This is a genomic window from Arthrobacter sp. 8AJ (assembly GCF_902506025.1).
In the GTDB taxonomy this organism is placed as follows: Bacteria; Actinomycetota; Actinomycetes; order Actinomycetales; family Micrococcaceae; genus Arthrobacter.
In genome coordinates this window covers 1,211,732-1,234,971 of record NZ_LR733289.1, presented here as the reverse complement: position 1 = coordinate 1,234,971, position 23,240 = coordinate 1,211,732, and the positions used below count along the sequence as shown (strand labels likewise).

Sequence of the window (23,240 nt, the reverse complement as noted above, 5' to 3'; positions counted from 1 at the left end):
GTTGACTTTCTTCAAGAAAGCCAGAGATTCGGCTGCCGTTACGGGATGTGGGAGAACGCCTGGTCGAGGTCTGCGATCAGGTCTTCCTTGTCCTCGATGCCGCAGGACAGGCGCAGCAGGTTCACCGGGACGGCCAGCTCGGTGCCCTTGACGGACGCGTGGGTCATCTCGGACGGGTAATTCATCAGTGACTCGATCCCGCCCAGGGACTCCGCCAGCGTGAACACGGACGTTGACTCGGCCACCTTGCGGGCAGCGGCCTCACCGCCCTTGAACTGCACGGAGACCATGCCGCCGAACTTGCGCATCTGCTTTTTGGCGAGCTCGTGGCCCGGGTGCTCCGGCAGGCCCGGGTACAGGACGGCCTCAACCTCGGGGCGCTCCAGCAGCCACTCGGCCACGGCCTGGCCGTTCTCGCTGTGCCGGTCCATCCGGACGCCGAGCGTCTTCAGGCCGCGGGTCGTCAGGAAGGCGTCCATGGGGCCGGACACGGCCCCCACCGCGAACTGGACGAAGCCGATCTTCTCCGCCAGTTCCTCGTCCTTGACCACGACGGCGCCACCCACCACGTCGGAGTGGCCGCCAATGTACTTGGTGGTGGAATGGACCACCACGTCGGCTCCCAGGGCGAGCGGGTTCTGCAGGTAGGGCGAGGCGAAGGTGTTGTCGACCACCAGGAGGGCCCCGGCGTCGTGCGCAATGTCGGCGAGCGCCACGATGTCGGTGATCTTCATCAGCGGGTTGGACGGCGTCTCCACCCAAACGAACCGGGTCTTGTGCGCAGCCACTGCGCGGCGGACCCTGTCCAGGTTGGCCATGTCCACCGGGGTGTTGCCGATCCCCCAGTCACCCAGGACACGGCTGATGAGCCGGTAGGTGCCGCCGTAGGCGTCGTTGCCCAGCACGATGTGGTCCCCGGGGCGGGTCAGTGCGCGGATCAGGGCGTCCTCCGCGGCGAGCCCGGAGCTGAAGCTGTAGGCGTGCGTGCCAAGCTCCAGTGCCGCGAGCTGTTCCTGGAGCGCGTCCCGGGTCGGGTTGCCGCCGCGCCCGTACTCATAGCCGCTGCGCAGGCCGCCGATGCCGTCCTGGGCGTACGTGGAGGAGAAATGCAGCGGCGGGACCACGGCGCCGGTGCGCGGCTCGAAGGCCTGGCCGGCGTGGACGGCGCGGGTGTTGAAACCCTGGTTTTCAGAGGCAGTCATGATGCTCCTTTTGGGTGACGCAGATCAGTTGCTGAGGTAGGCCAGCAGGTCGTGCCGGGTGAGGATGCCCACCGGCGCGCCCACGAACGTGACCATCAGGGTGTCCGTGTCAGAGAGCAGTTCCCTGGCAGCGGAGATGGTTTCCAGTGAGCCGATCACGGGCAGCTTGGGGCCCATGTGTTCGGAGATCTTGTCCGTCAGCTTCGCTTCGCCGCGGAACAGTTTGGCGGTCAGGGTGCGTTCGTCCACGGCGCCGAGGACCTCGCCCATGACCACCGGCGGTTCCTGCGAGAGGACCGGGATGTGGCTGACGCCGAACTCGTTCATGATGTTGATGACGTCGCGGACCGATTCGTTGGGGTGGATGTGCACCAGGTCCGGCAGCTCGCCGTTCTTGGATTTGATGACTTCCCCCACGGAGGTTTCCTCGCCGCCGGAGAGGAACCCATAGGAGCGCATCCACTGGTCGTTGAAGATTTTGGCCAGGTAGCCGCGGCCGGAGTCGGGCAGGATGACCACGACGACGGCGCTCTCCGGCAGGTCCTTGGCCGCCTGGAGCGCGGCTACTACGGCCATGCCGGAGGAACCGCCCACCAGCAGGCCCTCCTCCCGCGCCAGGCGCCGGGTCATGGCAAACGAGTCGGCATCGGAGACGGCGATGACGTCGTCCGGGATGGTCTTGTCGTAGTTCGCCGGCCACATGTCCTCGCCGACGCCCTCCACGAAGTACGGGCGCCCGGTGCCGCCTGAGTAGACCGAGCCTTCGGGGTCCGCGCCGATGATCCGGACCACGCCGCCGTCGGACTCGGGCCTGTCAGCCGAAACCTCCTTGAGGTACCGGCCTGTGCCGGTGATGGTGCCGCCCGTGCCGGCGCCGATGACGCAGTGGGTGACCTTGCCGTCGGTGTCCCGCCAGATCTCCGGACCGGTGGTCTTGTAGTGGCTGCCGGGCGCGGCAGGGTTGGAGAACTGGTCCGGCTTGAAGGCGCCCGGGGTCTCGCGGGTAATCCGGTCCGAGACGCCGTAGTAGCTCTGCGGGCTGTCCGGCGGCACGGAGGTGGGCGTGACCACCACTTCCGCGCCGTAGGCCTGGAGCACGGCACGCTTGTCCTCGCCCACCTTGTCCGGGACCACGAAGACGCACTTGTAGCCCTTCTGCTGCGCCACCAGGGCAAGGCCCACCCCGGTGTTGCCTGAGGTCGGCTCCACGATGGTGCCGCCGGGCTTCAGTTTGCCCTCGCGTTCGGCGTCCTCGATCATCTGCGCCGCGATGCGGTCCTTGATGGACCCGCCGGGGTTCAGGTACTCCAGTTTGACCAGGACAGTGGCCTTGATGCCCTCAGTCACGTGGTTGAGTTTGATGAGCGGGGTGTTGCCGATGAGGTCCAGGATGGACTGGGCGTACTTCATAGGTACAAAGCTACCGCTTCCTGCGCTGCCTCCCCCGCCCGGGGTGCGAGGATAGGCCGGTGAAGCAGTTCGCATGGCTGAGAGCCACCCGCAGCTACCTGCTGCCCGGCGCAACCCTGGCAGCGGGCGTGGCCACCCTGGCATCCGGGGTGCTGCCCTTTCCCGCCTTCGGGGACCTGGCGTCCCGGACCATTCCCATCCTGGCCTTCGTGCTGGCCATGTCCCTGGTCACCGAACTGGTGGACGAGGCAGGGCTGTTCCGGGTGGTGACGGACCGCCTGGCCACCCTGGGCCGGGGCCGCGTCTTCCTGCTGTGGCTCCTGGTGGTGGCTGTGGCTACGGTGTCCACGGTGTTCCTGTCCCTGGATACGACGGCGGTGCTGGTCACACCCGTGGTGGTCCTGCTGGCCGTCCATGCCCGGATCCCGCCGCTGCCGTTCGCGTTGACCAGCATCTGGCTGGCCAATACCGCGTCCCTGCTGCTGCCGGTGTCCAACCTGACCAACCTCCTGGCGCAGGACCGGCTGGGCCTGAGCCCCTTGCGCTTCGCCGGGCTGGTGTGGGCTCCGGCCCTGGTTGGCCTGCTGGTCCCCCTTGCCCTGCTGTGGCTGGCGTTCCGGCGGGACCTGCGCGGAACGTACGGACCCCAACCTGCGCATCCTGTCCGCGACCGGACCCTGCTGAAAGCCGCGGGGATCACGCTGGTGGTCCTGCTGCCGGCGCTGGTGTCCGGACTGCCGGTCCAGTATCCGGCACTGGCCGCCGCCGCCGTCCTGGTGGCGGTCTTCCTCCGGCGCCGGCCCTCTGCTCTGCGGTGGTCCATGGTGCCCTGGCGGCCGCTGATGCTGACGGTGGGGCTGTTCATGCTGATGGAGGCCCTGCACACGCACGGCCTCACCACCCTGCTGGCGGGTGTGGCCGGGACCGGGGACAGCCTGCCTGCCCTCCTGCAGCTGGCCGGCCTCGGCGCCGGCGCGGCCAATGCTGCCAACAACCTCCCCGCCTACCTGGCGCTGGAGCCGGTAACCGGTTCCCCGGCACGGCTCGCAGCACTCCTCATCGGGGTGAACCTCGGCCCGCTGGTGACCCCGTGGGCCTCGCTGGCCACGCTGCTGTGGCACGAACGGCTCCGGGTGCTGAACGTGCCCATCAGGTGGGGCGGGTTCGCAGCGGCGGGGCTGGTGGCGGCGGCCCTGACCGTGCCGCTGGCCGTCCTGGCTCTGTGGGCAGTGTCCGGGATGCCCTGATCCGGCCCTCGGATCAGCTGTCTCGGCTCAGCTGACTGGGGCCTGGCCGCCCTCACCGGCGGGGAGGTTTTCCCAGAGGCCCATGACGTTGCCTTCGGAGTCCTTGAAGTAGGCCGTGTACCCCATGCCGGGAACTTCGTTTTTGGGTATGAGCACGGAACCGCCGGATTCCTCTACGGACTTCAGGGTTGAGTTGATATCCGGCACATCGATGGTGATGACCGGGCTGGTTATCTGTCCTTCGCGGGCCATCATCCCGCCGTTGATGGCCCCTGGAGTTGTTGATTGCCCGGCGTCGTCCATGTCCGTGGTGATGACCATGTTGTAGTCCATGCCGGGCACCGGTTCGATCCGCCAGCCCAGGGCGTCCCGGTAGAATTTCCTGGCCCGTTCCTGGTCGTCCGCCGGGATCTCGAAATGCACTACGCCGCCCATGGTTGCCCTCCGTGTTCCTGTGCTTGTCTGCTGGTTGGGTGCCTTGCCGCGCAGGCGCCCGGGTGCCACACGCGGCGATCCTAATGCGGGGCCGCAGTGCGCGTAAGGGCCGATGGTCCCGCCGCTGTCAGTGGTCCGTGGGACGATTGAAGGCATGACGATCGCAGAGGCACCTCCCCGGCTGGCAGCCGCGGCGGACGTGTCCCTGCGGTGGTATCCGGAGGCCCCCTACAGTCTTTCCCGGACCATTGGCCCGCTCCTGCGCGGCAACAGCGATCCCTCCTTCTGCGTGCAGGGGGACGTCGTCTGGAATGCCTTTACGACGCCGGACGGTGCGGCCACCATGCGGCTCGCCCCCTCGGGTGGCGGCGATGTGGGCGCGCCGTTGGTGGATATCCAGGCGTGGGGCCCCGGCGCCGCAGCTGCCGTGCAGTCGGCGCCCCGCCTGTTGGGAGCCGACGACGACTGGCAGGGTTTCGATGAACCGGCCTTCCATGCCACGCTGCCGCGCATGGTGCGGGAGGCCCGGCGCCGCAGCCTGGCGGTCCGGCTGCCTTCAAGCGGCCGCATGGTGGACCAACTGGTGCCGATCATCCTGGAGCAGAAGGTGACGGTGATCGAGGCGCGGCGTGCCTACCGCTACCTGGTGCACCGCTACGGGACTCCCGCACCCCTGGCAGGGACGTCCACGCCGGGCGGTTTGCTCGTGGCACCGACGGCCTCCCAGTGGCTGCAGGTTCCCAGCTGGGAGTGGCACAAGGCCGGCGTGGGACCCCAGCGCTCCGCCACCGTCATGCGCGCCCTGCGCTCCGCCGCCGCGCTTGAACGCCTCGCGGCGCTCCCCGCGCTGGAGGCAGCGGAGAAGATGCAGGCCATCCCGGGGATTGGGGTGTGGACCGCCGCGGAGGTGGTGCAGCGCACCCACGGCTGCCCGGACTCGATCTCGGTGGGCGACTACCACCTCGCGGCCTACGTGGGGGCCGCACTGACCGGACGCCGGACCGACGACGCCGGGATGCTCCGCCTGCTGGAGCCCTGGCGGGGGCACCGCCAGCGCGTGGTCAGGATGATCCAGGCCACCGGCTTCCGCAAACCCACCTTTGGCCCGCGGATGACCATCCAGGACCACCGGGGGCACTGACCTGCACGGCACTTCCGGCCGCCTGGAAACGCTTGATCTCCGTGCCAGAGGGTACGGAGCCGGTATGGGGTGCCCCGCGGGGTGCCACACCCGTCCGGCTGGACGGCACCAGGCTGGCAGGCAACCTCGACCGAAAGGATCCCATGAGCTCCGAAACAGGCAGCACCAACCCAAACGCCGAGGCTGTGCCCGGGACGTCCCAGGATCCCGCGGTCCTGGATCCGGACGCCCAAGACCCGGACGCGGAGCAGAAGCTCAAGCTGCAGCTGGCCATCTTCGACGTGTCGCGCGACGCTGGAGGCAGGAGCCTCGAGGAAATCCGGGACATGCTGCATACAGCCTTTGCCGCGCGCGGCGTCGCCCCGCCTCCCGGCACCTGGGTGGAGTCCGTGGCGTCGTCGGCGTTTTACGGTGAGCCCTACATCATCGACTACCCCACGGCCATCGCCGCGGACAACCTGGAACCGGCCCCGAACCCGGAGGTCCGCGAGCGGCTCGCCGCCCGGCGGGAACTGCGCGAGGTGCAGCTCCCACCCGGAATCTTCCCCTCCCAGGAGGAGTGGAATATCCCGGCCAACGAAGTCACCAGCGCGGACCGGGGACGCGGCGGGCGAGGTGCCCTCCGAGCCCTGACGGCACCTGAAGGCCCCTCCCGGCAACTCTTGGCAGCGGTAGGGCTGGCAGGAGTCGTGCTGGCTGCCCTTGCGGTTATCCAGGTATCACGCCGCACCTCCAGGGGCTCCTTGGAGGGCTAGGGCAGTTCTCCCCATCCCGCCTTTGTCCGCCGTCCCATAGGCTGTGTTGGAGGCTGGGACTGATCTGGGGGAAAGACGTGGCAGTAATTCATAGGGCCCGCGAGGCCTGCACTGCGTAGTGCGGTGATGGCCGCTCCTGCCATCGCGACAAGTTCACGCCGACTGTGGGGCTGGGTGGCACGAAGGCCGCTGCCTCCCCTGCAACTGCCGACTTGTCCATGGCGGCCGATGCTCCTGATCCCACTCCGGCCTACTTCAATGGCCTGCAGCCCGGCTCCGAAGCTTCCCATAACGGCTGCACCATCAAGATCACCTCGATCTGCGACGGCGAAGTCCGCTTCGATCTGGTGCAGCAGCCCGATGGACAATCCTGAGGCCGGTCGGCTCATGGCGCGAAATTCGGAGGCGTGGGGCTGGCTCCTTGTCCTGGCAGCCCTGTCCTCGGCCCTGCCCCTCGCTGGCTGTGCCCAGACCGAAACAACGGTTGATTCGAAGCCGCAGGCAGTAGCCACGAAAGGCCAAGGGAGCGCTTCCAGTCCAAGCTGCACCAGCACTGGAAACTACAAGGTGTTCCCATCAGCCAACGGCTCATTCCCGCTGCTTCCAGCAACCTCCACAGCGGAGCCACCCCTGGTCCGGCTTTCCAGTACGCACCTGAAGAATGACCCGGTGACCGCGGACTTGTCGGTTGCCCTCCTTTCCGGTGGCAGCCCCGCGTCAAAAGAGTTCCGCGGGCTCGCTATCGGCCAGCAGGCATCCTTCGACGGCTACACGGTCCGGGTCACCTCCATCTGCGAGGGCGAAGTCCGCTTCGCCCTGGTGCAGCAGCCCGGGTAGTCAGAGGCCCAGCCGGGCCACGGCCTCCTCGCGCATCTGGACTTTGCGGATCTTCCCCGAGACCGTCATGGGGAAGCTCTCCCGAACTTCCACATAGCGGGGAATCTTGTAGTGGGCCAGCCGCCCGCGGCAGAACTCTGCGAGGGCCCCGGCGTCGAGGGGCCCGGCCCCCGGCTTGAGGATAATGCAGGCCATGAGTTCCTCGCCATACCGCTGATCCGGGACCCCGATGACCTGGACGTCCTGGATGTCCGGGTGGGTGTAGAGGAATTCCTCGATTTCGCGGGGGTAGATGTTTTCGCCGCCGCGGATCACCATGTCCTTGATGCGGCCCTCCACCACCACATAGCCGTCATCGTCCATGCGGGCCAGGTCCCCGGTGTGCATCCAGCCCTCTGCGTCGATGGCCTCGGCGGTCTTGTCCGGCTGGTTCCAGTATCCGGCCATGACGGCGTAGCCGCGGGTGCAGAGTTCGCCGATCTGCCCGCGTTCCAGGTCCTCCCCGGTGGCAGGATCCACGATCTTGCTTTCCAGCTGCGGCATGGTGCGGCCCACGGTCTCGGTGCGCTGCTGCAGGGTGTCGCCCTTGCGGGTCATGGTGGACACCGGCGAGGTCTCGGTCATGCCGTAGCAGATGGCCACGTCCACCATGTTCATTTCCGAGATGACCCGGTTCATCACCTCGATGGGACACAGCGAACCCGCCATGACCCCTGTGCGGAGCGTGGACAGATCGTAGGAACCGAAGTCGGGCAGTGCGAGCTCGGCGATGAACATGGTGGGCACGCCGTACAGGGAGGTGCCGTGGAAGTCCTGGACGGCCTCGAGCGCGGCGGCGGGTGAGAAGCCCCGGCCCGGGATGATGGTGGCGGCGCCGTGGCTGAGGGCGTTGAGGTTGCCGATCACCATGCCGAAGCAGTGGTAGAACGGCACGGGGATCACCACGCGGTCATGCTCGGTGTAGCCCAGCAGCTCGCCGATCGCAAAACCGTTGTTCAGGATGTTGTGGTGCGTCAGCGTGGCCCCCTTGGGGAAGCCGGTGGTTCCGGAGGTGTACTGCAGGTTGATGGGATCGTGCGGGCTGAGTTCGGCCATACGGGCCACCAGGTGCGAATGCGCGACGGCGTCAGCGCGCTTGAGCAGCTCGGCGTACGTGAGTTCGGCGTCGCTTTGGGGGCTGCCGGCTTTCAGCGCGTCCAGGCCATGGTCCGGCAGGAAGACGAGTTCCCGCAGGTCCGGGCAGGTAAGGAGGGCCTGGCGGCCCATGGCCACGTAGTCGCTGTTGGCGTCCGACGGCGCCGTGACCAGCATGCGCATGCCGTTCTGCTTGACCACGAACTCCAGTTCGTGGCTGCGGTACGCGGGGTTGACGTTGACCAGGATGGCACCCATCTTGGCGGTGGCGTACTGCAGCAGCGTCCACTCGGCGCAGTTGGGGCTCCAGATGCCCACCCTCTCCCCCTTGGCGACGCCCAGGGCGAGGAGCGCGCGGGCCAGCCGGTCGACGTCGTCGTTCATCTTGGTGTAGCTCCAGCGGCGGGCGTCAGCGCCCGGCACGGGTGCGGCCTCGATGAGGGCGTCGTGGAGGGGAAACTGCGCGGCGACGCGCTCGAAGTTCGCGCCGATGGTTTCCTCCAGGAGCGGGACGTCAGTGTCCCCGGCTGTATAAGCACGCATGATGGCACGCTACCAACAGGATCCCGGCAGGAGAAGCATGCCGGCACCGCAACACTGCCGGTTCGTTCCCGGGCGCCCGGTATTGTGAAATCCATGAGTGCACCCATTGACCTGATAGCAACGTTCATCCCCAACGACGGCGAGTTCCACCGCGTCAAGCTGGCCCTGGAAATCGCCATCGACGAGGTGGTGAAGGAGCCAGGCTGCATCCAGTACGAACTGACCGAAGCCACTGAAGAGAAGCTGGTCCTGACCGAGCAGTGGGCCTCCGAAGAGGACTTGGACAGGCACTCCAAGGGCATCGCCGTGCAGGACCTGAACGAATCGCTGAGCGCGCTGCTGGCCGAACCGGTCAAGGTGGAACGCGTCTAGCGCAGCCGTTAAACGCAGAATGCGGGACCTCCTGTGGGAGGTCCCGCATTCTGCGTTTATTGGGTTTTAGAAGTCGGGGATCTGCGTGCCGTCCTGGGGACCGTTCTGGCCGGCAGGCTTGCCGGCGGCGGCTGCTGCTTCCTCGCGCTGCTTGGCCACATGGGCGTGGACCTCGTCCATGTCCAGCGCCTTCACGGCGTCCACCACCTGTTCCAGCTGCTGGGCATTGAGGGCGCCGGGCTGGGAGAACACCAGCACCTTTTCACGGAAGGCCATCAGCGTGGGAATGGAGGTTATGCCTGCCTCCGCCGCGAGCTGCTGCTCCGCTTCGGTGTCCACCTTGGTGAAAAGGACGTCCGGGTGCTTCTCGGAGACTGACGAGTAAGTGGGGCCGAACTGCTTGCAGGGGCCGCACCATTCTGCCCAGAAATCGACCAGGACAATGTCGTTTCCTTCAATCGTCGATGCGAACTGTTCACCTGTGATGTCAAGGGTAGCCATGTGTCCACGGTACGCGTCCGGCCGGGGACTGTCGCGGTTGTTCGCTCCCCGCGTCATTGGGAATACCGGGAAGGACGACGGCGGCCGCCGGCTTCAGGCGGTGGCATCCCAGAGATGCGGGGCCGGGGTGCGGCTGCCGGGCAGGGCACTTGAGGCCCGCCAATCGTGGATCCATTCGGGAAGGACCAGGTCCGCCGGCGGGGCGCCGAACTCCTGAAGGATGTCTTCCTGGCTGACCGGGCCCTTCCTGGTGACCAGCCGGGTGGCGATGTAGGCACGCGCGTAGATTTCGCCGTCGGACACCATGCGCTGCTCGAAGAAGATCGCCTTGGTGTCCAGCCCGATGATGCGGGTCTCGATGGCGTACTCCTGCCACAGCTGCAGCGATTTGCGGAAGGAAATGGTCTCCGCGGACACCACCGGGCTCCAGCCGCGGCGGCGCATCCGCTTCCAGACGCCGCTGCGCACCATCAGGTCGAACCGGCCCAGGTCCATCAGGGACAGGTACATGCCGTTGTTGACGTGCATGGCGATGTCGATGTCCGTGGGCAGGACGCGCAGGGGCAGGGACGACGGGTCCCACACCGCCAACGGCGGACGGCGGCCGGAGCGGAAGAGCATAAGGAGGGTTCTCAGGAGCAGGTGCATGCCTCAATGTTACCCGCCGGTAACATTTTGCGGGAGGGCGGGCCGTACCCCCGCCCCGTAGGATTTCCTGCATGACGCAGCAACGCTACCGGGCCCTGGCGGAGTGGCCTTTGATGGCTACCGCCCTGGTGTTCCTGGGCGCGTACGCCTGGCAGGTGATCGGCCGGATCGAAGGCACAGGAGCGGACTGGCTCGAGGGCGCCATGTGGGTCACCTGGTGCGTCTTTGTCCTGGACTACGCGGCAAACCTGTGGCTGGCGGAAAACCGCAGGCAGTGGTTCGTCCGGAACCTGCACGAGCTGGTGATCGTGGCCCTGCCGTTCTTCCGCCCCCTGCGGCTGCTGCGCCTGGTGACGCTGTTGTCCGTGCTGCACCGGACCGTGGGCGAAACGCTGCGCGGCCGGGTGGTCACCTACGTGGCGGCGTCCGCGGCGTTGCTGGTTTTCGTGGGGGCCCTGGCCGTGCTGGACGTGGAACAGTGGGCACCCGACGCCAAGATCACCACATTCGGTGACGCCCTGTGGTGGGCCACCGCCACCATCACCACCGTGGGCTACGGGGACATGTACCCCGTGACGCCCATCGGCCGCCTGGTGGCCACAGCTCTCATGATGAGCGGGATCGCGGTCCTCGGTGTGGTGACGGCGTCCATCGCCTCCTGGCTGGTCCAAAGGGTGGAAGACACAGCCGAAACGGTGGCCGAGGCCGTGGAGGAACCGGTGCGGGCCGAGGTGGCCGAGCTGGTCAGCGAGATCGCCCTGCTGCGGCGGGAGATCGCGGAACTGCGGGAACGCCGGCCCCTTTAACGGCAAGTATCCAACGTTCCGGCGTCGAGTAGCGACCCCGTTCCGGGCGAGTAGCGGGCCAGCGAAATCGGGTAACCCCTACTGGTGCCCCTGCGTTGCCCCATTCCTAGACTCGGGATTCCTAGGACCAACACGCACTGGCAGGTCCCCCGGGTGGCTTCCGGGAGCTCCTGCCGTCACGCGGAGCCCCGCATTTTCTGGGTATGCGGATGCCTCCAACCTGCGCCGCTTCCGACTCCGGCCCCCGCCGGAGCCGGCGGCGCAATAACATCTCGCTTCGTCCAGCGTCCTGGTGTGCACGCAGCGCCCCGGCGGGACCGAACACTGATGGGCAACCCATGAACCAGCCTTCCTTCCCCTCCCCCGACGGCACCAGCAGAAGCTTCGCCACCGACGAACCCCGGACCGACCTCACCACCGGCCGGCCGGTCATCAGCAACAAACTATGGGCCGGCATGGCCACGGCAGCGGTGGTGGCGGCGGTGGGCGTCGGGGCCATGGCGGCGCCGCCCGCGTCCCTCAACGGGAGCACGACGGCGGCGGCGCAGGTAGCAGAGGCACCCGCGCCGCCGTCGGCAAGCAGCGCCGCCCCAACACCTCCTGCAGCCGCTCCCGGCGCGGCGGAAGCAGTGGCCGCGCAGGCGGCCGCTCCGGCCGCCGAAGCGCCGGCCCCACCGGCCGACCCGGCTCCGGTTCCGCCGCCCGCAGCACCCGAGCCTGCGCCCGCGCCGGTCCCCGAACCTGCCGGCGACCCCAACCTGTACACGGTGGTCCAGGGCGACACCGTCGGGGCGATCGCGGCCAGCCATGGCGTGGACATGAATGCCATGCTCGGGGCCAACGGATTGAGTGCCTACAGCTTCATCTACCCGGGCGAAACGCTCCTGTTGACGGGCCCGCCGATCGCAGTTGCCGAGCCTGCTCCTGCTCCGGCTGCCGCGCCCGCCCCCGCAGCGGCACCGTTTGCTGCGCAGGCGTCCGCTCCGGCCGCCGTTGCGCCGGCGGCTCCTGCCGTCCGGACCATCTACGTGGCCGGTTCGGGTGGCCAGTCCATGGTGGACGCCTGCATCGGGCCCATCCACTACACCCCCAATGACGGCTACTCCGTGTTCATCACCGAACACGATTTCTGCGGTGGCTGGGCCCGGTTCTCAGGAATCGGAGTGGGTGAGACTGTGAGCATCCCGGGTTACGGAACGTACACGGTGACCGGGCGCGGCACAGTGCCAAATCCCGGAACCACCAATGACGTCATCTCGGTGTTCGGCGGCTTTCCCCGGGCGATCCTGCAGACCTGCATTCCGGGGACCAGCACCATGCTCCTGGTCGCGCTGAACTGAAATTCCGGAATTCATAAGCTTGTCCGCGGGTCCGGGCCTTCAAGGGCCGGATCCGCGGACAAGCCAATGATGCGCCAGTGGCACGCTACACGCCGTGGCGTTCTGAAATGTGTTCCACCAGTTCGCCCACGCGCTGTTCGGAGTAGTTGCGGGCAATATCGCCCTGGCTGATGATGCCTACCAGTTTGTGGTCCGAGATCACCGGAAGCCTGCGGACCTGGTGCTGCTCCATCATGTCGATGGCTGCATCAACGTTGGCGTCGGCGTCGATGCAGAACGGCTTGCCGGCAGCGAGCTCGCGGGCCATCATCTGGCCGGGGTCGCGGCCGGCGGCAACGCACTTGAGCACGATGTCACGGTCAGTGATCATGCCCTTCAGCTTGCCGTCGTCACCGCAAATGGGAAGCGCTCCGCAGTCGAGGTCCATCATCATGCGGGCCGCGTCCGTCAGTGACTCTGTTTCCCTGACGCACCGCGCGTCAGTGGTCATGAATTCACGTACAGCACTCATTGAATCCTCCTTCATCGATGGATTATCGACGCAGGGCATCGGAGCACTTGCGCCGATGCTGCCAGATTACGCCCGCACCAACATGGTGTCGACGGCGGGTGGAGCGTTGCCGCCGCTTCCCTTCCAACGCCCCATCACCTCCCGCCGCTTCCCTTCCAACGCCCCATCACCTCCCGCCGCTTTCGGACCGATGCCCCATCAGATTTGGTGAAGCGCGCCGACATACTGCCGCGGCCACGTGCCCTGCGGACTGCGGGATACGCGGGAAGTGATCGCGCGTCCCCGAAGTTGGGACGGGAAGTGATCGCGCGTTCGGGGCGGGAACGAAAAAGCCTCCGGAACCTGATGGTTCCGGAGGCTTCTCATTGGGTGGCAGATGAGGGATTCGAACCCCCGTAGGCGTTGCCAGCTGATTTACAGTCAGCCCCCTTTGGCCGCTCGGGTAATCTGCCGAACTTCAAAAGAAGTACCCGCCGATGCAGTGGGCGGAAGGGTCCGTTTCCGGTCCTTCCCGCTTCAGTAACCGCGGGCAAGACAACTTTACAGAACTTCCGGCGAAGAATCGAATCGGGCCTTCCGTGACCGCAAAACCAGCAAAACGGCGGGGAATTCCGGCCCTCAGGCCTCCCCCAGGATCCGTCCCGCCAGCTTGGCTTCGAAGCTGAGCGCCTGCTCCTCGGTGATCTGGTTGAGCTGCACAGCCCGCTGGAGGTCGGCGCGGACCCCGTCCATCCGGGCGGAGGCATCCGCCACGGGACTGAAGACAATGGAGGCCGCCACTGCGGCCGCCGCCACCGAGGACGCTGCGGCAGCCACCGCCCCTGTTGCCGTACTGGTGCTCCGGGTAACGTAACGGGCGGCTTTGCGGTGCATGGTGTTCCCTTCAACTGCGGTCCAACTGCTCCAACTCTCGCCAGCCCTCCTTCGTTCCCCCGGTGCGTCCGCTGAGAGGGAACTGTGAATGCGCCGCCCCACCGGCCCGGCCATCCGTATTAGGCTGGATGCCAGTGATCCAGGCCCTGTATCCGCACGGGGCTCCCATCAACAAAGGAGAGTCATGGCAGGCGAGTCAACGTTCGACGTCGTAAGCAAAGTGGACAAGCAGGAAGTGGCCAACGCGCTCAACCAGTCCCAGAAGGAAATCGCCCAGCGCTATGACTTCAAGGGCGTGGGCGCCGAGATCGACTTCAGCGGCGAGAAGATCCTCATGAAGGCCAACTCGGAAGAGCGCGTCAAGGCCGTCCTGGACGTTTTCCAGTCCAAGCTGATCAAGCGCGGCATCTCGCTGAAGTCCCTGGACGAGGGGGAACCCTACGCCTCGGGCAAGGAGTACCGCCTGGAGGCCTCCATCAAGGAAGGCATTGCCCAGGACCTGGCCAAGAAGATCAACAAGCTCATCCGCGACGAAGCACCCAAGTCGGTCAAGTCGCAGATCCAGGGCGACGAACTGCGTGTTTCCTCCAAGTCGCGTGACGACCTGCAGGCCACCATGGCGCTGCTGAAGGACTTCGAGGAAGCAGACCTGCAGTTTGTGAACTTCCGCAGCTAGTCACCCGCCGCCGTCGTTTTCGACGCGGAAAAAGTTACACGCCACGCCTAGAGGCCGGTGCAGCCCGCATTCCGGGTGCGCCGGCCTTTCTGCATGTTCCCCCTGCTTTACGCAGCGCGGAGCTGCCAGGGCGCTTGGGGCCCGGAAGGGTAACCTGGGGACAATTACGGCACGTTTAGTTTGCGTAATCGACGGCGCCGGGTAATCTCTTCCTTAGGCCTGCCTAAGTAAGGGCAGCCTGAGCGAAAGAACACTCCATGACTGCCAATTTCCTGATCGGCCTGCGCGAAGGACTCGAAGCCACCCTGGTGGTGGTCCTCCTCATGGCCTACCTGGCCAAAACGGACCGCCGCCATCTCATTCCCCGGTTGTGGGTGGGCGTGGCAGCGGCCGTTGCAGTGTCCGTTGCCTTCGGCGCCCTGCTGACCTTCGGCCCCAAGGGGCTCACCTTCGAAGCGCAGGAGGCCATCGGCGGCACCCTGTCCATCGCCGCCGTCGGCCTGGTGACGTGGATGGTCTTCTGGATGGCACGCACCGCACGAACCCTGGGCAGCGACCTGAAATCCCGCGTGGACAGGTCCGCGGGCGGAGCAGGTTGGGGGCTGGCCGTCGTGGCCGCCATCGCGGTGGGACGCGAGGGCCTGGAAACAGCCCTCTTCCTCTGGGCAGCAGCCAAGGCCACGGGCGAATCCACCCAGCCGCTCATCGGCGCCCTCCTGGGCCTGGCCGCCGCGGCCGGCTTCGGCTACCTGCTGCACCGGGGCGTCCTGAAAGTGAACCTCTCGCGTTTCTTCACCTGGACCGGCGCGGCCCTGATCATCATCGCCGGCGGCGTCCTGTCCTACGGGATCCACGACCTCCAGGAAGCCGGACTGCTCCCGGGCCTGCACTCCCTGGCCTTTGACATCAGCGGCGCCGTCCCGCCGTCGTCCTGGTACGGCACCCTGCTCAAGGGCACCCTCAACTTCTCCCCCGCCACCACCTGGCTGGAGGCCGGAGCCTGGCTGCTCTACGTGCTGCCCGTGCTGTTCCTGTACCTCCGGATCAACCGCAAAGCACCGCCCGGCCCCGCCGGCTCCCACAACAACACTGCCGTCAAGGCCGTAGCCGCCGCCTAAATCCCCCTCACCCGCACCAAAGGAATCCCCATGCCTGGCTTCACCCTGCCCAAAAACGCCCGCGTCCCCGGGACGAAAATCGCTTCCCTGGCCGCCGCCGTCGTCGCCGTGCCGTTGGTCCTCACGGGCTGCACGGACAACACCAAGGCCCCGGACACTGCCGGGGGCGCCATTGACGTCGTCAGCTCGAACAGCGAATGCAAGGTCTCCGCCACCAGCGTGCCCAGCGGCAACCTCACGTTCTCCGTCAAGAATGAGGGTACCGAAGTCACGGAGTTCTACCTGCTGGCCGCGGACGGGCTGCGCATCCTTGGCGAGGTGGAGAACATCGGCCCGGGCCTGAGCCGCAACCTGGTGGTGACCGCACCCGCCGGCACGTACACCACCGCGTGCAAGCCCGGCATGGAAGGCGACGGGATCAGGGCTGCGCTGGAGGTCACGCCGTCCGGCAACCAGCGGCCGGCGGACGCGGATTTCCAGCACCTCCTCGACACCGCCACCACGCAGTACGCGTCCTACGTCAAGGACCAGGGCGAACAGCTGCTCACCGGGACCGAACAGTTCGCCGCGGCCTTCGCTGCCGGTGACGCGGCGACGGCGCGCGGGCTGTACGCCGCGACGCGCCAGCACTGGGAACGGATTGAGCCCGTCGCCGAGTCCTTCGGGGACCTGGACCCGCAGCTTGACGCCCGCGAGGCCGATCTCGAGCCGGGCCAGGAGTGGACCGGGTGGCACCGCGCCGAGAAGGACCTGTTCCCGCCCGCCGGCTACACGGCGTTGACCGCCGCCGAGCGCTCAGCCATCGCCGACCGCATGGTGGCCGACACCAAGGACCTCGTTGAGCGCACCCGCACGCTGGAGATCTCCGCGGACATGCTGGGCAACGGCGCCAAGGAGCTCCTGGATGAAGTTGCCACCGGAAAAGTGACAGGTGAAGAGGAAATCTGGTCGCACACGGACCTTTGGGACTTCCAGGCGAACGTGGACGGTGCCCGCATCGCGTTCGAAAACCTCAAGCCGGCCCTGCAGCAGAAGGACGCCGCCCTGGCCGCGTCGCTGGATGAGAAGTTCGCCGCGCTGCAGGCCGAACTCGCCACCCATGCCCAGGGTGCCGCCTTCACCTCCTACGACAAGCTGACGCCGGAACAGGTCCAGCGGCTGGCCTCCCTGGTGGACGCCCTTGGGGAGCCCCTGTCCCGGCTGACGGCGGCGGTGGTCCTGTGACCGGCTGCCCGTTCAGCGGCCGGGCGCCGGAGGCATCGGAGCCAACCACCGGGCCCGCTTCCGCCCAGGCACCGTTGGACCCCGCCGTAGGGGAACGGCCGACGGCGGGCGCACGTCTGAGCAGGCGCGGACTGTTTGGCATCGCCGGACTGGGCGGGGCTGCGGCAGGACTGGCGGCCGGCTTCCTTGGCCACGACGCGGTGGCGGCCTCCGCGGCACCTCCCGCCGCCGACAGTCCGGTGGTCCCCTTCCACGGGGACCACCAGGCCGGCATCACCACCCCCGCCCAGGACCGCCTGCACATGGCCGCGTTCGACGTCACCACCACCAAACGCGACGAGCTCATCCAGCTGCTCAAGGACTGGACACGCGCGGCCGAAGCCCTGACCGAAGGCCGCCCGGCCGGCGCAACCGGCGCGGTGGATGGCCCCTACGGCGCTCCGCCCGAGGACACCGGCGAGGCCCTGGACCTCAACGCGGGCAAGCTGACCCTGACCTTCGGCTTCGGCGCCGGCCTGTTCGAGAAGGACGGCGTGCCCCGGTTTGGCCTGGACGGCCGGCGGCCCGAGGCCCTGATCGACCTGCCGCACTTCCCCGGCGACGACCTGGACCCCGCCCGCAGCGGCGGCGACCTGGTGGTCCAGGCCTGCGCCGACGACCCCCAGGTTGCCGTCCACGCCATCCGGAACCTGGCCAGGATCGGGTTCGGAAAGGTCCGGGTGCGGTGGTCCCAGCTGGGATTCGGCCGGACCTCATCCACCACCCGTGCCCAGCAGACCCCTCGGAACCTCTTCGGCTTCAAGGACGGCACCAACAACCTCAAGGTCGAGGACGACCAGCTGCTGGACCAGCACGTGTGGGCCACGGCCGGCCGGCCTGAAGATGCCTGGCTGGCGGGCGGCAGCTACCTCGTGGCGCGGCGGATCCGGATGCACATCGAGACCTGGGACCGGACGTCGCTGGGCGAGCAGGAGGGCCTGATCGGCAGGACCAAGGGCACGGGCGCGCCCCTGTCCGGCGGCGAGGAATTCACCGAGCCCGACTTCACCCGGCAAGGCAAAGGCGGCAAACCCCTGATTCCGCTCGATTCCCACATGTGGATGGCCCACCCCAGCCAGAACAGCGGCGTCCGGATGCTGCGCCGGGGCTACAACTACACGGACGGTTCCGACGGCGTAGGCCACCTCGATGCCGGCCTGTTCTTCATCGCCTTCGTCACCGATCCCCGGAGCCACTACGTCCCCATGCAGATGGCAATGGCCAAGGCCGACACCCTGGCCGTGGAGTACCTGAAGCACACGGGTTCGGGGCTGTTCGCCGTTCCCGGTGGGGTGAAGCCCGGCGGATTCATTGGGGACGGGCTGTTCGCATAGCCGTTCGGGTGTCCGACGGCGGGTCCCGGCTACTGCTGCCGGCCCGCCATCCGCTCCAGCCGGGCGATCCGGTCCCGCATGGGCGGGTGGGTGGCGAACAGCTTGTTCATGCCGCCGCCGCGGAACGGGTTGGCGATCATCAGGTGCGAGGCGTTGACCAGCCGCTGGTCCTGCGGCAAGGGCGCAAGGCTGACGCCGCGCTCAATCTTGGCCAGGGCTGAGGCGAGGGCCAGCGGATCGCCAGTGAGCTGCGAACCGTCCTCGTCGGCGTCGTACTCCCTGGTGCGCGAGATGGCCATCTGGATCAGCGACGCCGCGAAGGGTGCCAGCAGGGCCATGGCGATCATGGCCAGCGGGTTGGCGTTGCGCCGGTCTCCGCCGCCGAAGAACAGCAGCATCTGCCCCACCGAGGTGATCACGCCGGCGACGGCTGCGGCCACGGACGAGGTGAGGATGTCGCGGTTGTAGACGTGCATGAGCTCGTGGCCCAGGACGCCGCGGAGTTCGCGCGGGTCCAGCAGCTGCAGGATGCCCTCGGTGCAGCAGACGGCGGCGTTTTGCGGGTTGCGGCCGGTGGCGAAGGCGTTGGGGTTCATGGTGGGCGAGACGTAGATCCGCGGCATGGGCTGGTTGGCGCGCATGGAGAGCTCGCGGACAATCTGGTACAGCTGCGGCGCCTGGGCTTCGGTCACCGGGAAGGCCTGCATGGAGCGGATGGCGATCTTGTCGCTGTTCCAGTACCCGTAGAACGTGGTGCCGACGCCGATCAGGGCCATGATCCAGATGGGCGCCGAACTGCGGGTGCCGACGCCGATGATCGCACCGAGGCCCAGCAGGACTGCCCACAGCACCCCGAAAAGCGCGGCGGTCTTCAGGCCGTTGTGATGGTTGTGCACGTTTCCTCCTTGCTTAAGGAACGGCTTGCTAGGGCACCGGGTTCCGGGCATCGTACTTCCGGAAGCCGGGCTGGAGTTTCGCCGCGAGCCATGCCCCCGCGATGCACAGCGCACCGCCGAGCAGCAGGACCCAGCCCTCATTCAAGAGCTTAGTCGCGCCGCCGGCCAGCAGGTCCCCGATCCGGGGGCCGCCGGCCACCACCACGATGAACACCCCCTGCAGGCGTCCTCGCAGGTGGTCCGGGGCCGCGGCCTGCAGGATGGTGTTCCGGAAGACGCTGCTGATGGAGTCGGCGATCCCGGCCAGCGCACAGCAGAAGGCGGCGGGCAGGAGCCACAGGGTGACGGCACCGTCCGGCGCGGGCCCGGCGAGGAGCACCACCAGGCCGAAGGCGCCAATGGACGCACCCCAGCCCATGACGGAAACCACGACGGCGGTCCCCTGGCGGCGCACGCTGCCCAGCGGACCGGAGAACAGGCCGGCCAGGAAGGCCCCGACGGCGGTGCAGGCCAGCAGGATGCCCACGGTCGCCTCGCCGCCGCCGATCATGAGGGCAGCGACGGCGGGGAGCAGCGCCCGCGGCTGGGCAAGGACCATGGCCACGAGGTCGATGATGAAGGTCATCCGGAGGTTGGGGCGCGTTCCCAGGAAGCGGAAACCCTCAACCACGGAACGAAGTCCCACTTTGCTGCGGGTTCCGGCGGGTGGCATGGGCGGAAGCCGGTAGACGGCCCAGAGGACGAACGCGAAGCTGGCGAAGTCGATGGTGTATGTCCAGCCGAACCCCAGCCACGCCACCAGGACGCCGGCCAGCAGCGGCCCGGCGGCCATGGCCAGGCCCAGGGACAGCATGCTCAGGGCGTTGGCCGCCGGCAGGAGTTCCTTGCGGATGAGCATCGGAATGATGGCACTGCGGGCTGGCTGGTTGATGGCCTGGGCCCCGCTTTGCAGCGCCACCAGCAGGTACAGCACCCACACGTTGCCCAGCTGCAGCCATGCCTGCAGCGCGATCAGGCCGGTGGTCAGCCAGAGGACCGTGGAGGCCAGCAGGGCGATGCGCCGGCGGTCGTGCGCGTCCGCGATCGAGCCGCCCATCAGGCCGCCCACCACCAGGGGAACCAGCGCGAAGATGCCCAGCAGGCCAACGTAGAAGCTGTCCTGGGTCAGCCGGTACACCTCAAGGCTCACCGCCACCAGGGTGAGTTGGCTGCCGACGGCGGACACGGCCGATCCCAGCCACAGCCGGCGGAATGCGGGGCTTTCCTTGAGCGGCGTGACATCGGCAAGTATTTTCCCCACCCCGCAACACTAGCGGGCGACACGGAAAGGTAAGCCGAGCCTTATTGTGAGTTATTAATAATAAGTGTTTCAATGGAGCCATGATGGAGCACTTTGATGGCCAGGAAGCGTGGGCTGCAGCCCTGCGCGCCCATGGCCGCAGGGTGACCAAGCAGCGGCTCGCTGTACTCGCCGCCGTCGAACGCCACCCGCATTCCCCAGCCGAAAGCATCCTTGCCGCCGCCCGGACGGAACTGCCGGAACTGACGGCCCAGTCCGTCTATGTGGTCCTCGGCGACCTGACGGACCTGCACATGCTGCGCCGGTTCGAGCCGCCCCATTCCCCCGCTCTGTACGAAACACGGGTGGACGACAACCACCACCACGCCATCTGCATCAGTTGCGGCCGCGTGGAAGACGTGGACTGCGCCGTCGGCCACGCCCCCTGCCTCACGCCGCACTGGAATCCGGACGCCAAGCCGATGACCATCCAGATCGCCGACGTCATGTACCAGGGCATCTGCCAGGAGTGCCAGCAGGCCCAACAACTTCCTCCCCACAGTCCCTCGCAAGAAAAAGAGAAATAGGAGAACAATGACTGCCGTTTCCACAACCCAGTCAGGTGCACCGGTTACGTCCGACGCACACTCAAAGTCAGTTGGTGCCGATGGTGCCATCATCCTGACTGACCACTACCTGGTGGAAAAGCTCGCCCAGTTCAACCGTGAGCGGGTTCCGGAGCGCGTAGTGCACGCCAAGGGCGGCGGTGCATTCGGCACGTTCAAGACCACCGAGGACATCTCCAAGTACACCAAGGCAGCGTTCCTGCAGCCTGGCGTCGAGACCGAGATGCTGATCCGCTTCTCCTCCGTGGCGGGCGAGAACGGTTCCCCGGACACCTGGCGCGACCCCCGCGGTTTCGCCGTGAAGTTCTACACCACCGAGGGCAACTACGACCTCGTGGGCAACAACACCCCCGTCTTCTTCATCCGCGACGGCATCAAGTTCCCGGACTTCATCCACTCCCAGAAGCGCCTGCCCGGCACGCACCTGCGCGACGCCGACATGCAGTGGGACTTCTGGACCCTGTCCCCCGAGTCCGCCCACCAGGTCACCTGGCTGATGGGCGACCGCGGCCTGCCCGCCTCCTGGCGCGAGATGCAGGGCTACGGCTCGCATACCTACCAGTGGATCAACGCAGCCGGTGAGCGCTTCTGGGTCAAGTACCACTTCAAGTCCAACCAGGGCGTGAACTCCATGAGCTCGGAGCAGGCTGAACAGCTTGCCGGCTCCGACGCGGACTTCTACATCCGCGACCTGTCCGAGAACATCGCGGCCGGCAACTTCCCGTCCTGGGACCTGCACGTCCAGGTCATGCCGTACGAGGACGCCAAGACCTACCGCTTCAACCCGTTCGACCTGACCAAGGTGTGGCCGCACGCGGACTACCCCCTGATCAAGGTGGGCACCATGGAGCTGAACAAGAACCCGGAGAACTACTTCGCGCAGATCGAGCAGGCCACGTTCGCGCCGTCGAACTTCGTGCCGGGCATCGCAGCCTCGCCGGACAAGATGCTGCAGGCCCGCATCTTCTCCTACGCGGACGCACACCGCTACCGCGTGGGCACCAACCACGCCCAGATTCCGGTGAACCAGCCCAAGAACCAGGTCAACAACTACAGCCAGGACGGACAGGGACGCTTCCTGTTCAACGCCCCCTCCGTTCCGGTCTACGCGCCGAACTCCGTGGGCGGCCCGGCTGCCGTTGAGCCGCAGAACCCGGCCGGCGGCTGGGAGAACGACGGCGAGCTGACCCTCGCCGCGCACTCCCTCCACGCCGAGGATGGCGACTTCGTTCAGGCCGGCGCGCTGTACCGCGAGGTCTACGACGAGGCCGCCAAGGCCCGTTTCCTGGAGACCATCACCGGTGCTGTGGGCGGCGTGAAGCGCTCCGACATCAAGGAACGTGCCATCCAGTACTGGACCAACGTCGATGCCGAGCTGGGCGCCAAGCTCCGCGCCAACCTTGGTGCCGGTGCAGCCCCGTCGACTCCGGCTTCGGACGCTGAGTCCGCCAACAAGATCGGCTAGTCAGGCCTCCTGCCGGCTGAATTAAAGAACACCCCGTCACGGTCTTCCGTGGCGGGGTGTTCTGCTGTCCGGCTCCGGTTGTGCACATACGCCGCCGGGGATCTGGCCGGTTGGGGACGGCGGCCCTAGGCTCCGTAGATGAACACTTTCGCAGGCATTCCCCCGGAAGCCTTCCGCTTCTACGCGCAGCTGGAGGACAACAACAACCGCGACTGGTGGCTGGAACACAAAGCCACGTACGACGAATCAGTCAAGGAGCCCCTCACCCTCCTGCTCTCCGAGTTGGAGCCCGAGTTCGGACCTGCCAAGCTCTTCCGCCCCAACCGGGACATCCGATTCTCGCTGGACAAATCACCGTACAAGACCGCCCAGGGAGCCTTCGCCGCACGCCAGGAAGGCGTGGGTTTCTACCTTCAAATCAACGCAGACGGGCTGTTGATCGGCGGCGGCTACCACTCCCACACTCCCGCGCAGCTGGCCCGGTTCCGCGCGGCCGCTGACGCGTCCGCCAGCGGCGCAGCCCTGCAGGACATTGTGGATGCCGTGGCCGTGGCCGGTTTTGCCATCGAGGGTGAGAAGCTGAAAACCATCCCGCGGGGTTTCGACAAGGACCATCCCCGCGCCGAACTGCTCAAGCACAAATCGCTGTCCGCGGGTGTCGAGGTGGGCCAGCCGGAGTGGGTGTCCACACCGGCCGCGAAGGAGCAGATCGCGGAACGCTGGCGGCAGCTGCGGCCGCTCGTGGAATGGGTGGGACGGTACGCGGCGCCGTGACCGGCCGGGAGCGCTGAACCGGGCTGTGTGGCAGCCGGAAATGCGGACCGCACG

Annotated in this window: 25 protein-coding genes and 1 tRNA gene; 15 read left to right on the top strand and 11 right to left on the bottom strand. The window is 67.2% G+C overall.

Annotated features, from left to right (window positions below; all coding sequences use genetic code 11):
• Nucleotides 1-38: 38 nt before the first annotated feature.
• Together BACI349Y_RS05710 and BACI349Y_RS05705 are read right to left on the bottom strand one after the other, a co-directional pair.
• Nucleotides 39-1,202, bottom strand: a complete 1,164-nt coding sequence (locus BACI349Y_RS05710; RefSeq protein WP_159631267.1) for a cystathionine gamma-synthase — start codon at nt 1,200-1,202, stop codon at nt 39-41.
• Between the two features lie 24 nt (nt 1,203-1,226).
• Entirely contained in the window at nt 1,227-2,612 is a 1,386-nt protein-coding gene (locus BACI349Y_RS05705) for a cystathionine beta-synthase (RefSeq protein ID WP_159631265.1), read from the bottom strand.
• Between the two features lie 59 nt (nt 2,613-2,671).
• Between BACI349Y_RS05705 and BACI349Y_RS05700 the strand changes: the two genes are divergently transcribed.
• Nucleotides 2,672-3,859: an SLC13 family permease gene (locus tag BACI349Y_RS05700; RefSeq protein ID WP_159631263.1), complete on the top strand. Its 1,188-nt coding sequence runs from the start codon at nt 2,672-2,674 to the stop codon at nt 3,857-3,859.
• A gap of 27 nt (nt 3,860-3,886) precedes the next feature.
• Here BACI349Y_RS05700 and BACI349Y_RS05695 read toward each other — a convergent pair whose 3' ends face one another.
• Nucleotides 3,887-4,294: a VOC family protein gene (locus BACI349Y_RS05695; protein WP_159635280.1), complete on the bottom strand. Its 408-nt coding sequence runs from the start codon at nt 4,292-4,294 to the stop codon at nt 3,887-3,889.
• Nucleotides 4,295-4,448: 154 nt separating this feature from the next.
• Here BACI349Y_RS05695 and BACI349Y_RS05690 point away from each other — a divergent pair, with 154 nt between their 5' ends.
• The 4 genes from BACI349Y_RS05690 to BACI349Y_RS20225 all read left to right on the top strand — a co-directional run bounded on the left by BACI349Y_RS05690 (nt 4,449) and on the right by BACI349Y_RS20225 (nt 7,027).
• The gene (locus BACI349Y_RS05690) at nt 4,449-5,435 is read left to right on the top strand and encodes a DNA-3-methyladenine glycosylase family protein (protein WP_159631261.1); all 987 of its coding nucleotides are present in this window, start codon (nt 4,449-4,451) and stop codon (nt 5,433-5,435) included.
• A 143-nt stretch (nt 5,436-5,578) separates the two neighbouring features.
• Entirely contained in the window at nt 5,579-6,190 is a 612-nt protein-coding gene (locus tag BACI349Y_RS05685; protein WP_159631259.1) for a hypothetical protein, read from the top strand.
• 218 nt (nt 6,191-6,408) lie between these two features.
• Complete coding sequence (locus BACI349Y_RS05680) at nt 6,409-6,564, top strand: hypothetical protein (protein ID WP_159631257.1); 156 nt, start codon at nt 6,409-6,411, stop codon at nt 6,562-6,564.
• Nucleotides 6,565-6,577: 13 nt separating this feature from the next.
• Nucleotides 6,578-7,027: a hypothetical protein gene (locus tag BACI349Y_RS20225; protein WP_236560743.1), complete on the top strand. Its 450-nt coding sequence runs from the start codon at nt 6,578-6,580 to the stop codon at nt 7,025-7,027.
• Here BACI349Y_RS20225 and BACI349Y_RS05670 read toward each other — a convergent pair whose 3' ends face one another.
• Nucleotides 7,028-8,704 carry an AMP-binding protein gene (locus tag BACI349Y_RS05670; RefSeq protein ID WP_159631255.1) on the bottom strand — a complete coding sequence of 559 codons (1,677 nt, stop codon included), beginning with the start codon at nt 8,702-8,704 and terminating at the stop codon, nt 7,028-7,030.
• A gap of 93 nt (nt 8,705-8,797) precedes the next feature.
• On the opposite strand from BACI349Y_RS05670, the gene BACI349Y_RS05665 reads away from it, so the two are divergent.
• Nucleotides 8,798-9,076: a putative quinol monooxygenase gene (locus BACI349Y_RS05665; RefSeq protein ID WP_159631253.1), complete on the top strand. Its 279-nt coding sequence runs from the start codon at nt 8,798-8,800 to the stop codon at nt 9,074-9,076.
• A 66-nt stretch (nt 9,077-9,142) separates the two neighbouring features.
• Here BACI349Y_RS05665 and BACI349Y_RS05660 read toward each other — a convergent pair whose 3' ends face one another.
• Nucleotides 9,143-9,577 (bottom strand): thioredoxin family protein, encoded by a 435-nt coding sequence (locus BACI349Y_RS05660; RefSeq protein ID WP_159631251.1) that lies wholly within the window; start codon nt 9,575-9,577, stop codon nt 9,143-9,145.
• A 93-nt stretch (nt 9,578-9,670) separates the two neighbouring features.
• Nucleotides 9,671-10,225, bottom strand: a complete 555-nt coding sequence (locus BACI349Y_RS05655; RefSeq protein ID WP_159631249.1) for an acyl-CoA thioesterase — start codon at nt 10,223-10,225, stop codon at nt 9,671-9,673.
• Between the two features lie 71 nt (nt 10,226-10,296).
• On the opposite strand from BACI349Y_RS05655, the gene BACI349Y_RS05650 reads away from it, so the two are divergent.
• Nucleotides 10,297-11,031: a potassium channel family protein gene (locus BACI349Y_RS05650; protein WP_159631248.1), complete on the top strand. Its 735-nt coding sequence runs from the start codon at nt 10,297-10,299 to the stop codon at nt 11,029-11,031.
• 338 nt (nt 11,032-11,369) lie between these two features.
• The gene (locus BACI349Y_RS05645; protein WP_159631246.1) at nt 11,370-12,371 is read left to right on the top strand and encodes a LysM peptidoglycan-binding domain-containing protein; all 1,002 of its coding nucleotides are present in this window, start codon (nt 11,370-11,372) and stop codon (nt 12,369-12,371) included.
• Nucleotides 12,372-12,456: 85 nt separating this feature from the next.
• On the opposite strand, the gene BACI349Y_RS05640 is transcribed toward BACI349Y_RS05645, so the two are convergent.
• The 3 genes from BACI349Y_RS05640 to BACI349Y_RS05630 form a co-directional block, all read right to left on the bottom strand.
• Nucleotides 12,457-12,882 (bottom strand): CBS domain-containing protein, encoded by a 426-nt coding sequence (locus tag BACI349Y_RS05640; protein WP_159631244.1) that lies wholly within the window; start codon nt 12,880-12,882, stop codon nt 12,457-12,459.
• Nucleotides 12,883-13,252: 370 nt separating this feature from the next.
• Nucleotides 13,253-13,334: transfer RNA gene (locus tag BACI349Y_RS05635), tRNA-Tyr, on the bottom strand.
• A 166-nt stretch (nt 13,335-13,500) separates the two neighbouring features.
• A complete protein-coding gene (locus tag BACI349Y_RS05630; RefSeq protein WP_159631242.1) occupies nt 13,501-13,755 on the bottom strand; it encodes a hypothetical protein in 255 nt (84 codons plus the stop codon).
• Between the two features lie 184 nt (nt 13,756-13,939).
• On the opposite strand from BACI349Y_RS05630, the gene BACI349Y_RS05625 reads away from it, so the two are divergent.
• The 4 genes from BACI349Y_RS05625 (at nt 13,940) to efeB (ending at nt 18,146) form a co-directional block, all read left to right on the top strand.
• On the top strand, nt 13,940-14,431 hold the full coding sequence (locus BACI349Y_RS05625) for a YajQ family cyclic di-GMP-binding protein (protein ID WP_159631240.1): 492 nt from the start codon (nt 13,940-13,942) through the stop codon (nt 14,429-14,431).
• 257 nt (nt 14,432-14,688) lie between these two features.
• Nucleotides 14,689-15,549: an iron uptake transporter permease EfeU gene (gene efeU, locus BACI349Y_RS05620; RefSeq protein WP_159631238.1), complete on the top strand. Its 861-nt coding sequence runs from the start codon at nt 14,689-14,691 to the stop codon at nt 15,547-15,549.
• Between the two features lie 30 nt (nt 15,550-15,579).
• On the top strand, nt 15,580-16,773 hold the full coding sequence (gene efeO, locus BACI349Y_RS05615; protein ID WP_159631236.1) for an iron uptake system protein EfeO: 1,194 nt from the start codon (nt 15,580-15,582) through the stop codon (nt 16,771-16,773).
• Entirely contained in the window at nt 16,770-18,146 is a 1,377-nt protein-coding gene (gene efeB, locus BACI349Y_RS05610; protein WP_159631234.1) for an iron uptake transporter deferrochelatase/peroxidase subunit, read from the top strand. The genes efeO and efeB overlap by 4 nt, the downstream gene beginning before the upstream one ends.
• Nucleotides 18,147-18,175: 29 nt before the next feature.
• Here efeB and htpX read toward each other — a convergent pair whose 3' ends face one another.
• Together htpX and BACI349Y_RS05600 are read right to left on the bottom strand one after the other, a co-directional pair.
• The gene (htpX, locus tag BACI349Y_RS05605) at nt 18,176-19,042 is read right to left on the bottom strand and encodes a zinc metalloprotease HtpX (protein ID WP_159631232.1); all 867 of its coding nucleotides are present in this window, start codon (nt 19,040-19,042) and stop codon (nt 18,176-18,178) included.
• Nucleotides 19,043-19,070: 28 nt separating this feature from the next.
• A complete protein-coding gene (locus BACI349Y_RS05600; RefSeq protein ID WP_159631230.1) occupies nt 19,071-20,342 on the bottom strand; it encodes an MFS transporter in 1,272 nt (423 codons plus the stop codon).
• Between the two features lie 80 nt (nt 20,343-20,422).
• Between BACI349Y_RS05600 and BACI349Y_RS05595 the strand changes: the two genes are divergently transcribed.
• The 3 genes from BACI349Y_RS05595 to BACI349Y_RS05585 all read left to right on the top strand — a co-directional run bounded on the left by BACI349Y_RS05595 (nt 20,423) and on the right by BACI349Y_RS05585 (nt 23,186).
• Entirely contained in the window at nt 20,423-20,908 is a 486-nt protein-coding gene (locus BACI349Y_RS05595) for a Fur family transcriptional regulator (RefSeq protein ID WP_159631228.1), read from the top strand.
• A 7-nt stretch (nt 20,909-20,915) separates the two neighbouring features.
• On the top strand, nt 20,916-22,412 hold the full coding sequence (locus tag BACI349Y_RS05590) for a catalase (RefSeq protein ID WP_159631226.1): 1,497 nt from the start codon (nt 20,916-20,918) through the stop codon (nt 22,410-22,412).
• Between the two features lie 138 nt (nt 22,413-22,550).
• Nucleotides 22,551-23,186 (top strand): DUF2461 domain-containing protein, encoded by a 636-nt coding sequence (locus BACI349Y_RS05585; protein WP_159631224.1) that lies wholly within the window; start codon nt 22,551-22,553, stop codon nt 23,184-23,186.
• The last annotated feature ends 54 nt before the right edge of the window (nt 23,187-23,240 follow it).

Bases quoted from the DNA above. Each gene is read 5' to 3' on its own strand.
- BACI349Y_RS05710 (WP_159631267.1), bottom strand. From the start codon at position 1,202: ATGACTGCCTCTGAAAACCAGGGTTTCAACACCCGCGCCGTCCACGCC.
- BACI349Y_RS05705 (WP_159631265.1), bottom strand. From the start codon at position 2,612: ATGAAGTACGCCCAGTCCATCCTGGACCTCATCGGCAACACCCCGCTC.
- BACI349Y_RS05695 (WP_159635280.1), bottom strand. From the start codon at position 4,294: ATGGGCGGCGTAGTGCATTTCGAGATCCCGGCGGACGACCAGGAACGG.
- BACI349Y_RS05690 (WP_159631261.1), top strand. From the start codon at position 4,449: ATGACGATCGCAGAGGCACCTCCCCGGCTGGCAGCCGCGGCGGACGTG.
- BACI349Y_RS05685 (WP_159631259.1), top strand. From the start codon at position 5,579: ATGAGCTCCGAAACAGGCAGCACCAACCCAAACGCCGAGGCTGTGCCC.
- BACI349Y_RS05680 (WP_159631257.1), top strand. From the start codon at position 6,409: ATGGCGGCCGATGCTCCTGATCCCACTCCGGCCTACTTCAATGGCCTG.
- BACI349Y_RS20225 (WP_236560743.1), top strand. From the start codon at position 6,578: ATGGCGCGAAATTCGGAGGCGTGGGGCTGGCTCCTTGTCCTGGCAGCC.
- BACI349Y_RS05670 (WP_159631255.1), bottom strand. From the start codon at position 8,704: ATGCGTGCTTATACAGCCGGGGACACTGACGTCCCGCTCCTGGAGGAA.
- BACI349Y_RS05665 (WP_159631253.1), top strand. From the start codon at position 8,798: ATGAGTGCACCCATTGACCTGATAGCAACGTTCATCCCCAACGACGGC.
- BACI349Y_RS05660 (WP_159631251.1), bottom strand. From the start codon at position 9,577: ATGGCTACCCTTGACATCACAGGTGAACAGTTCGCATCGACGATTGAA.
- BACI349Y_RS05655 (WP_159631249.1), bottom strand. From the start codon at position 10,225: ATGCACCTGCTCCTGAGAACCCTCCTTATGCTCTTCCGCTCCGGCCGC.
- BACI349Y_RS05650 (WP_159631248.1), top strand. From the start codon at position 10,297: ATGACGCAGCAACGCTACCGGGCCCTGGCGGAGTGGCCTTTGATGGCT.
- BACI349Y_RS05645 (WP_159631246.1), top strand. From the start codon at position 11,370: ATGAACCAGCCTTCCTTCCCCTCCCCCGACGGCACCAGCAGAAGCTTC.
- BACI349Y_RS05640 (WP_159631244.1), bottom strand. From the start codon at position 12,882: ATGAGTGCTGTACGTGAATTCATGACCACTGACGCGCGGTGCGTCAGG.
- BACI349Y_RS05630 (WP_159631242.1), bottom strand. From the start codon at position 13,755: ATGCACCGCAAAGCCGCCCGTTACGTTACCCGGAGCACCAGTACGGCA.
- BACI349Y_RS05625 (WP_159631240.1), top strand. From the start codon at position 13,940: ATGGCAGGCGAGTCAACGTTCGACGTCGTAAGCAAAGTGGACAAGCAG.
- efeU (WP_159631238.1), top strand. From the start codon at position 14,689: ATGACTGCCAATTTCCTGATCGGCCTGCGCGAAGGACTCGAAGCCACC.
- efeO (WP_159631236.1), top strand. From the start codon at position 15,580: ATGCCTGGCTTCACCCTGCCCAAAAACGCCCGCGTCCCCGGGACGAAA.
- BACI349Y_RS05595 (WP_159631228.1), top strand. From the start codon at position 20,423: ATGATGGAGCACTTTGATGGCCAGGAAGCGTGGGCTGCAGCCCTGCGC.
- BACI349Y_RS05590 (WP_159631226.1), top strand. From the start codon at position 20,916: ATGACTGCCGTTTCCACAACCCAGTCAGGTGCACCGGTTACGTCCGAC.
- BACI349Y_RS05585 (WP_159631224.1), top strand. From the start codon at position 22,551: ATGAACACTTTCGCAGGCATTCCCCCGGAAGCCTTCCGCTTCTACGCG.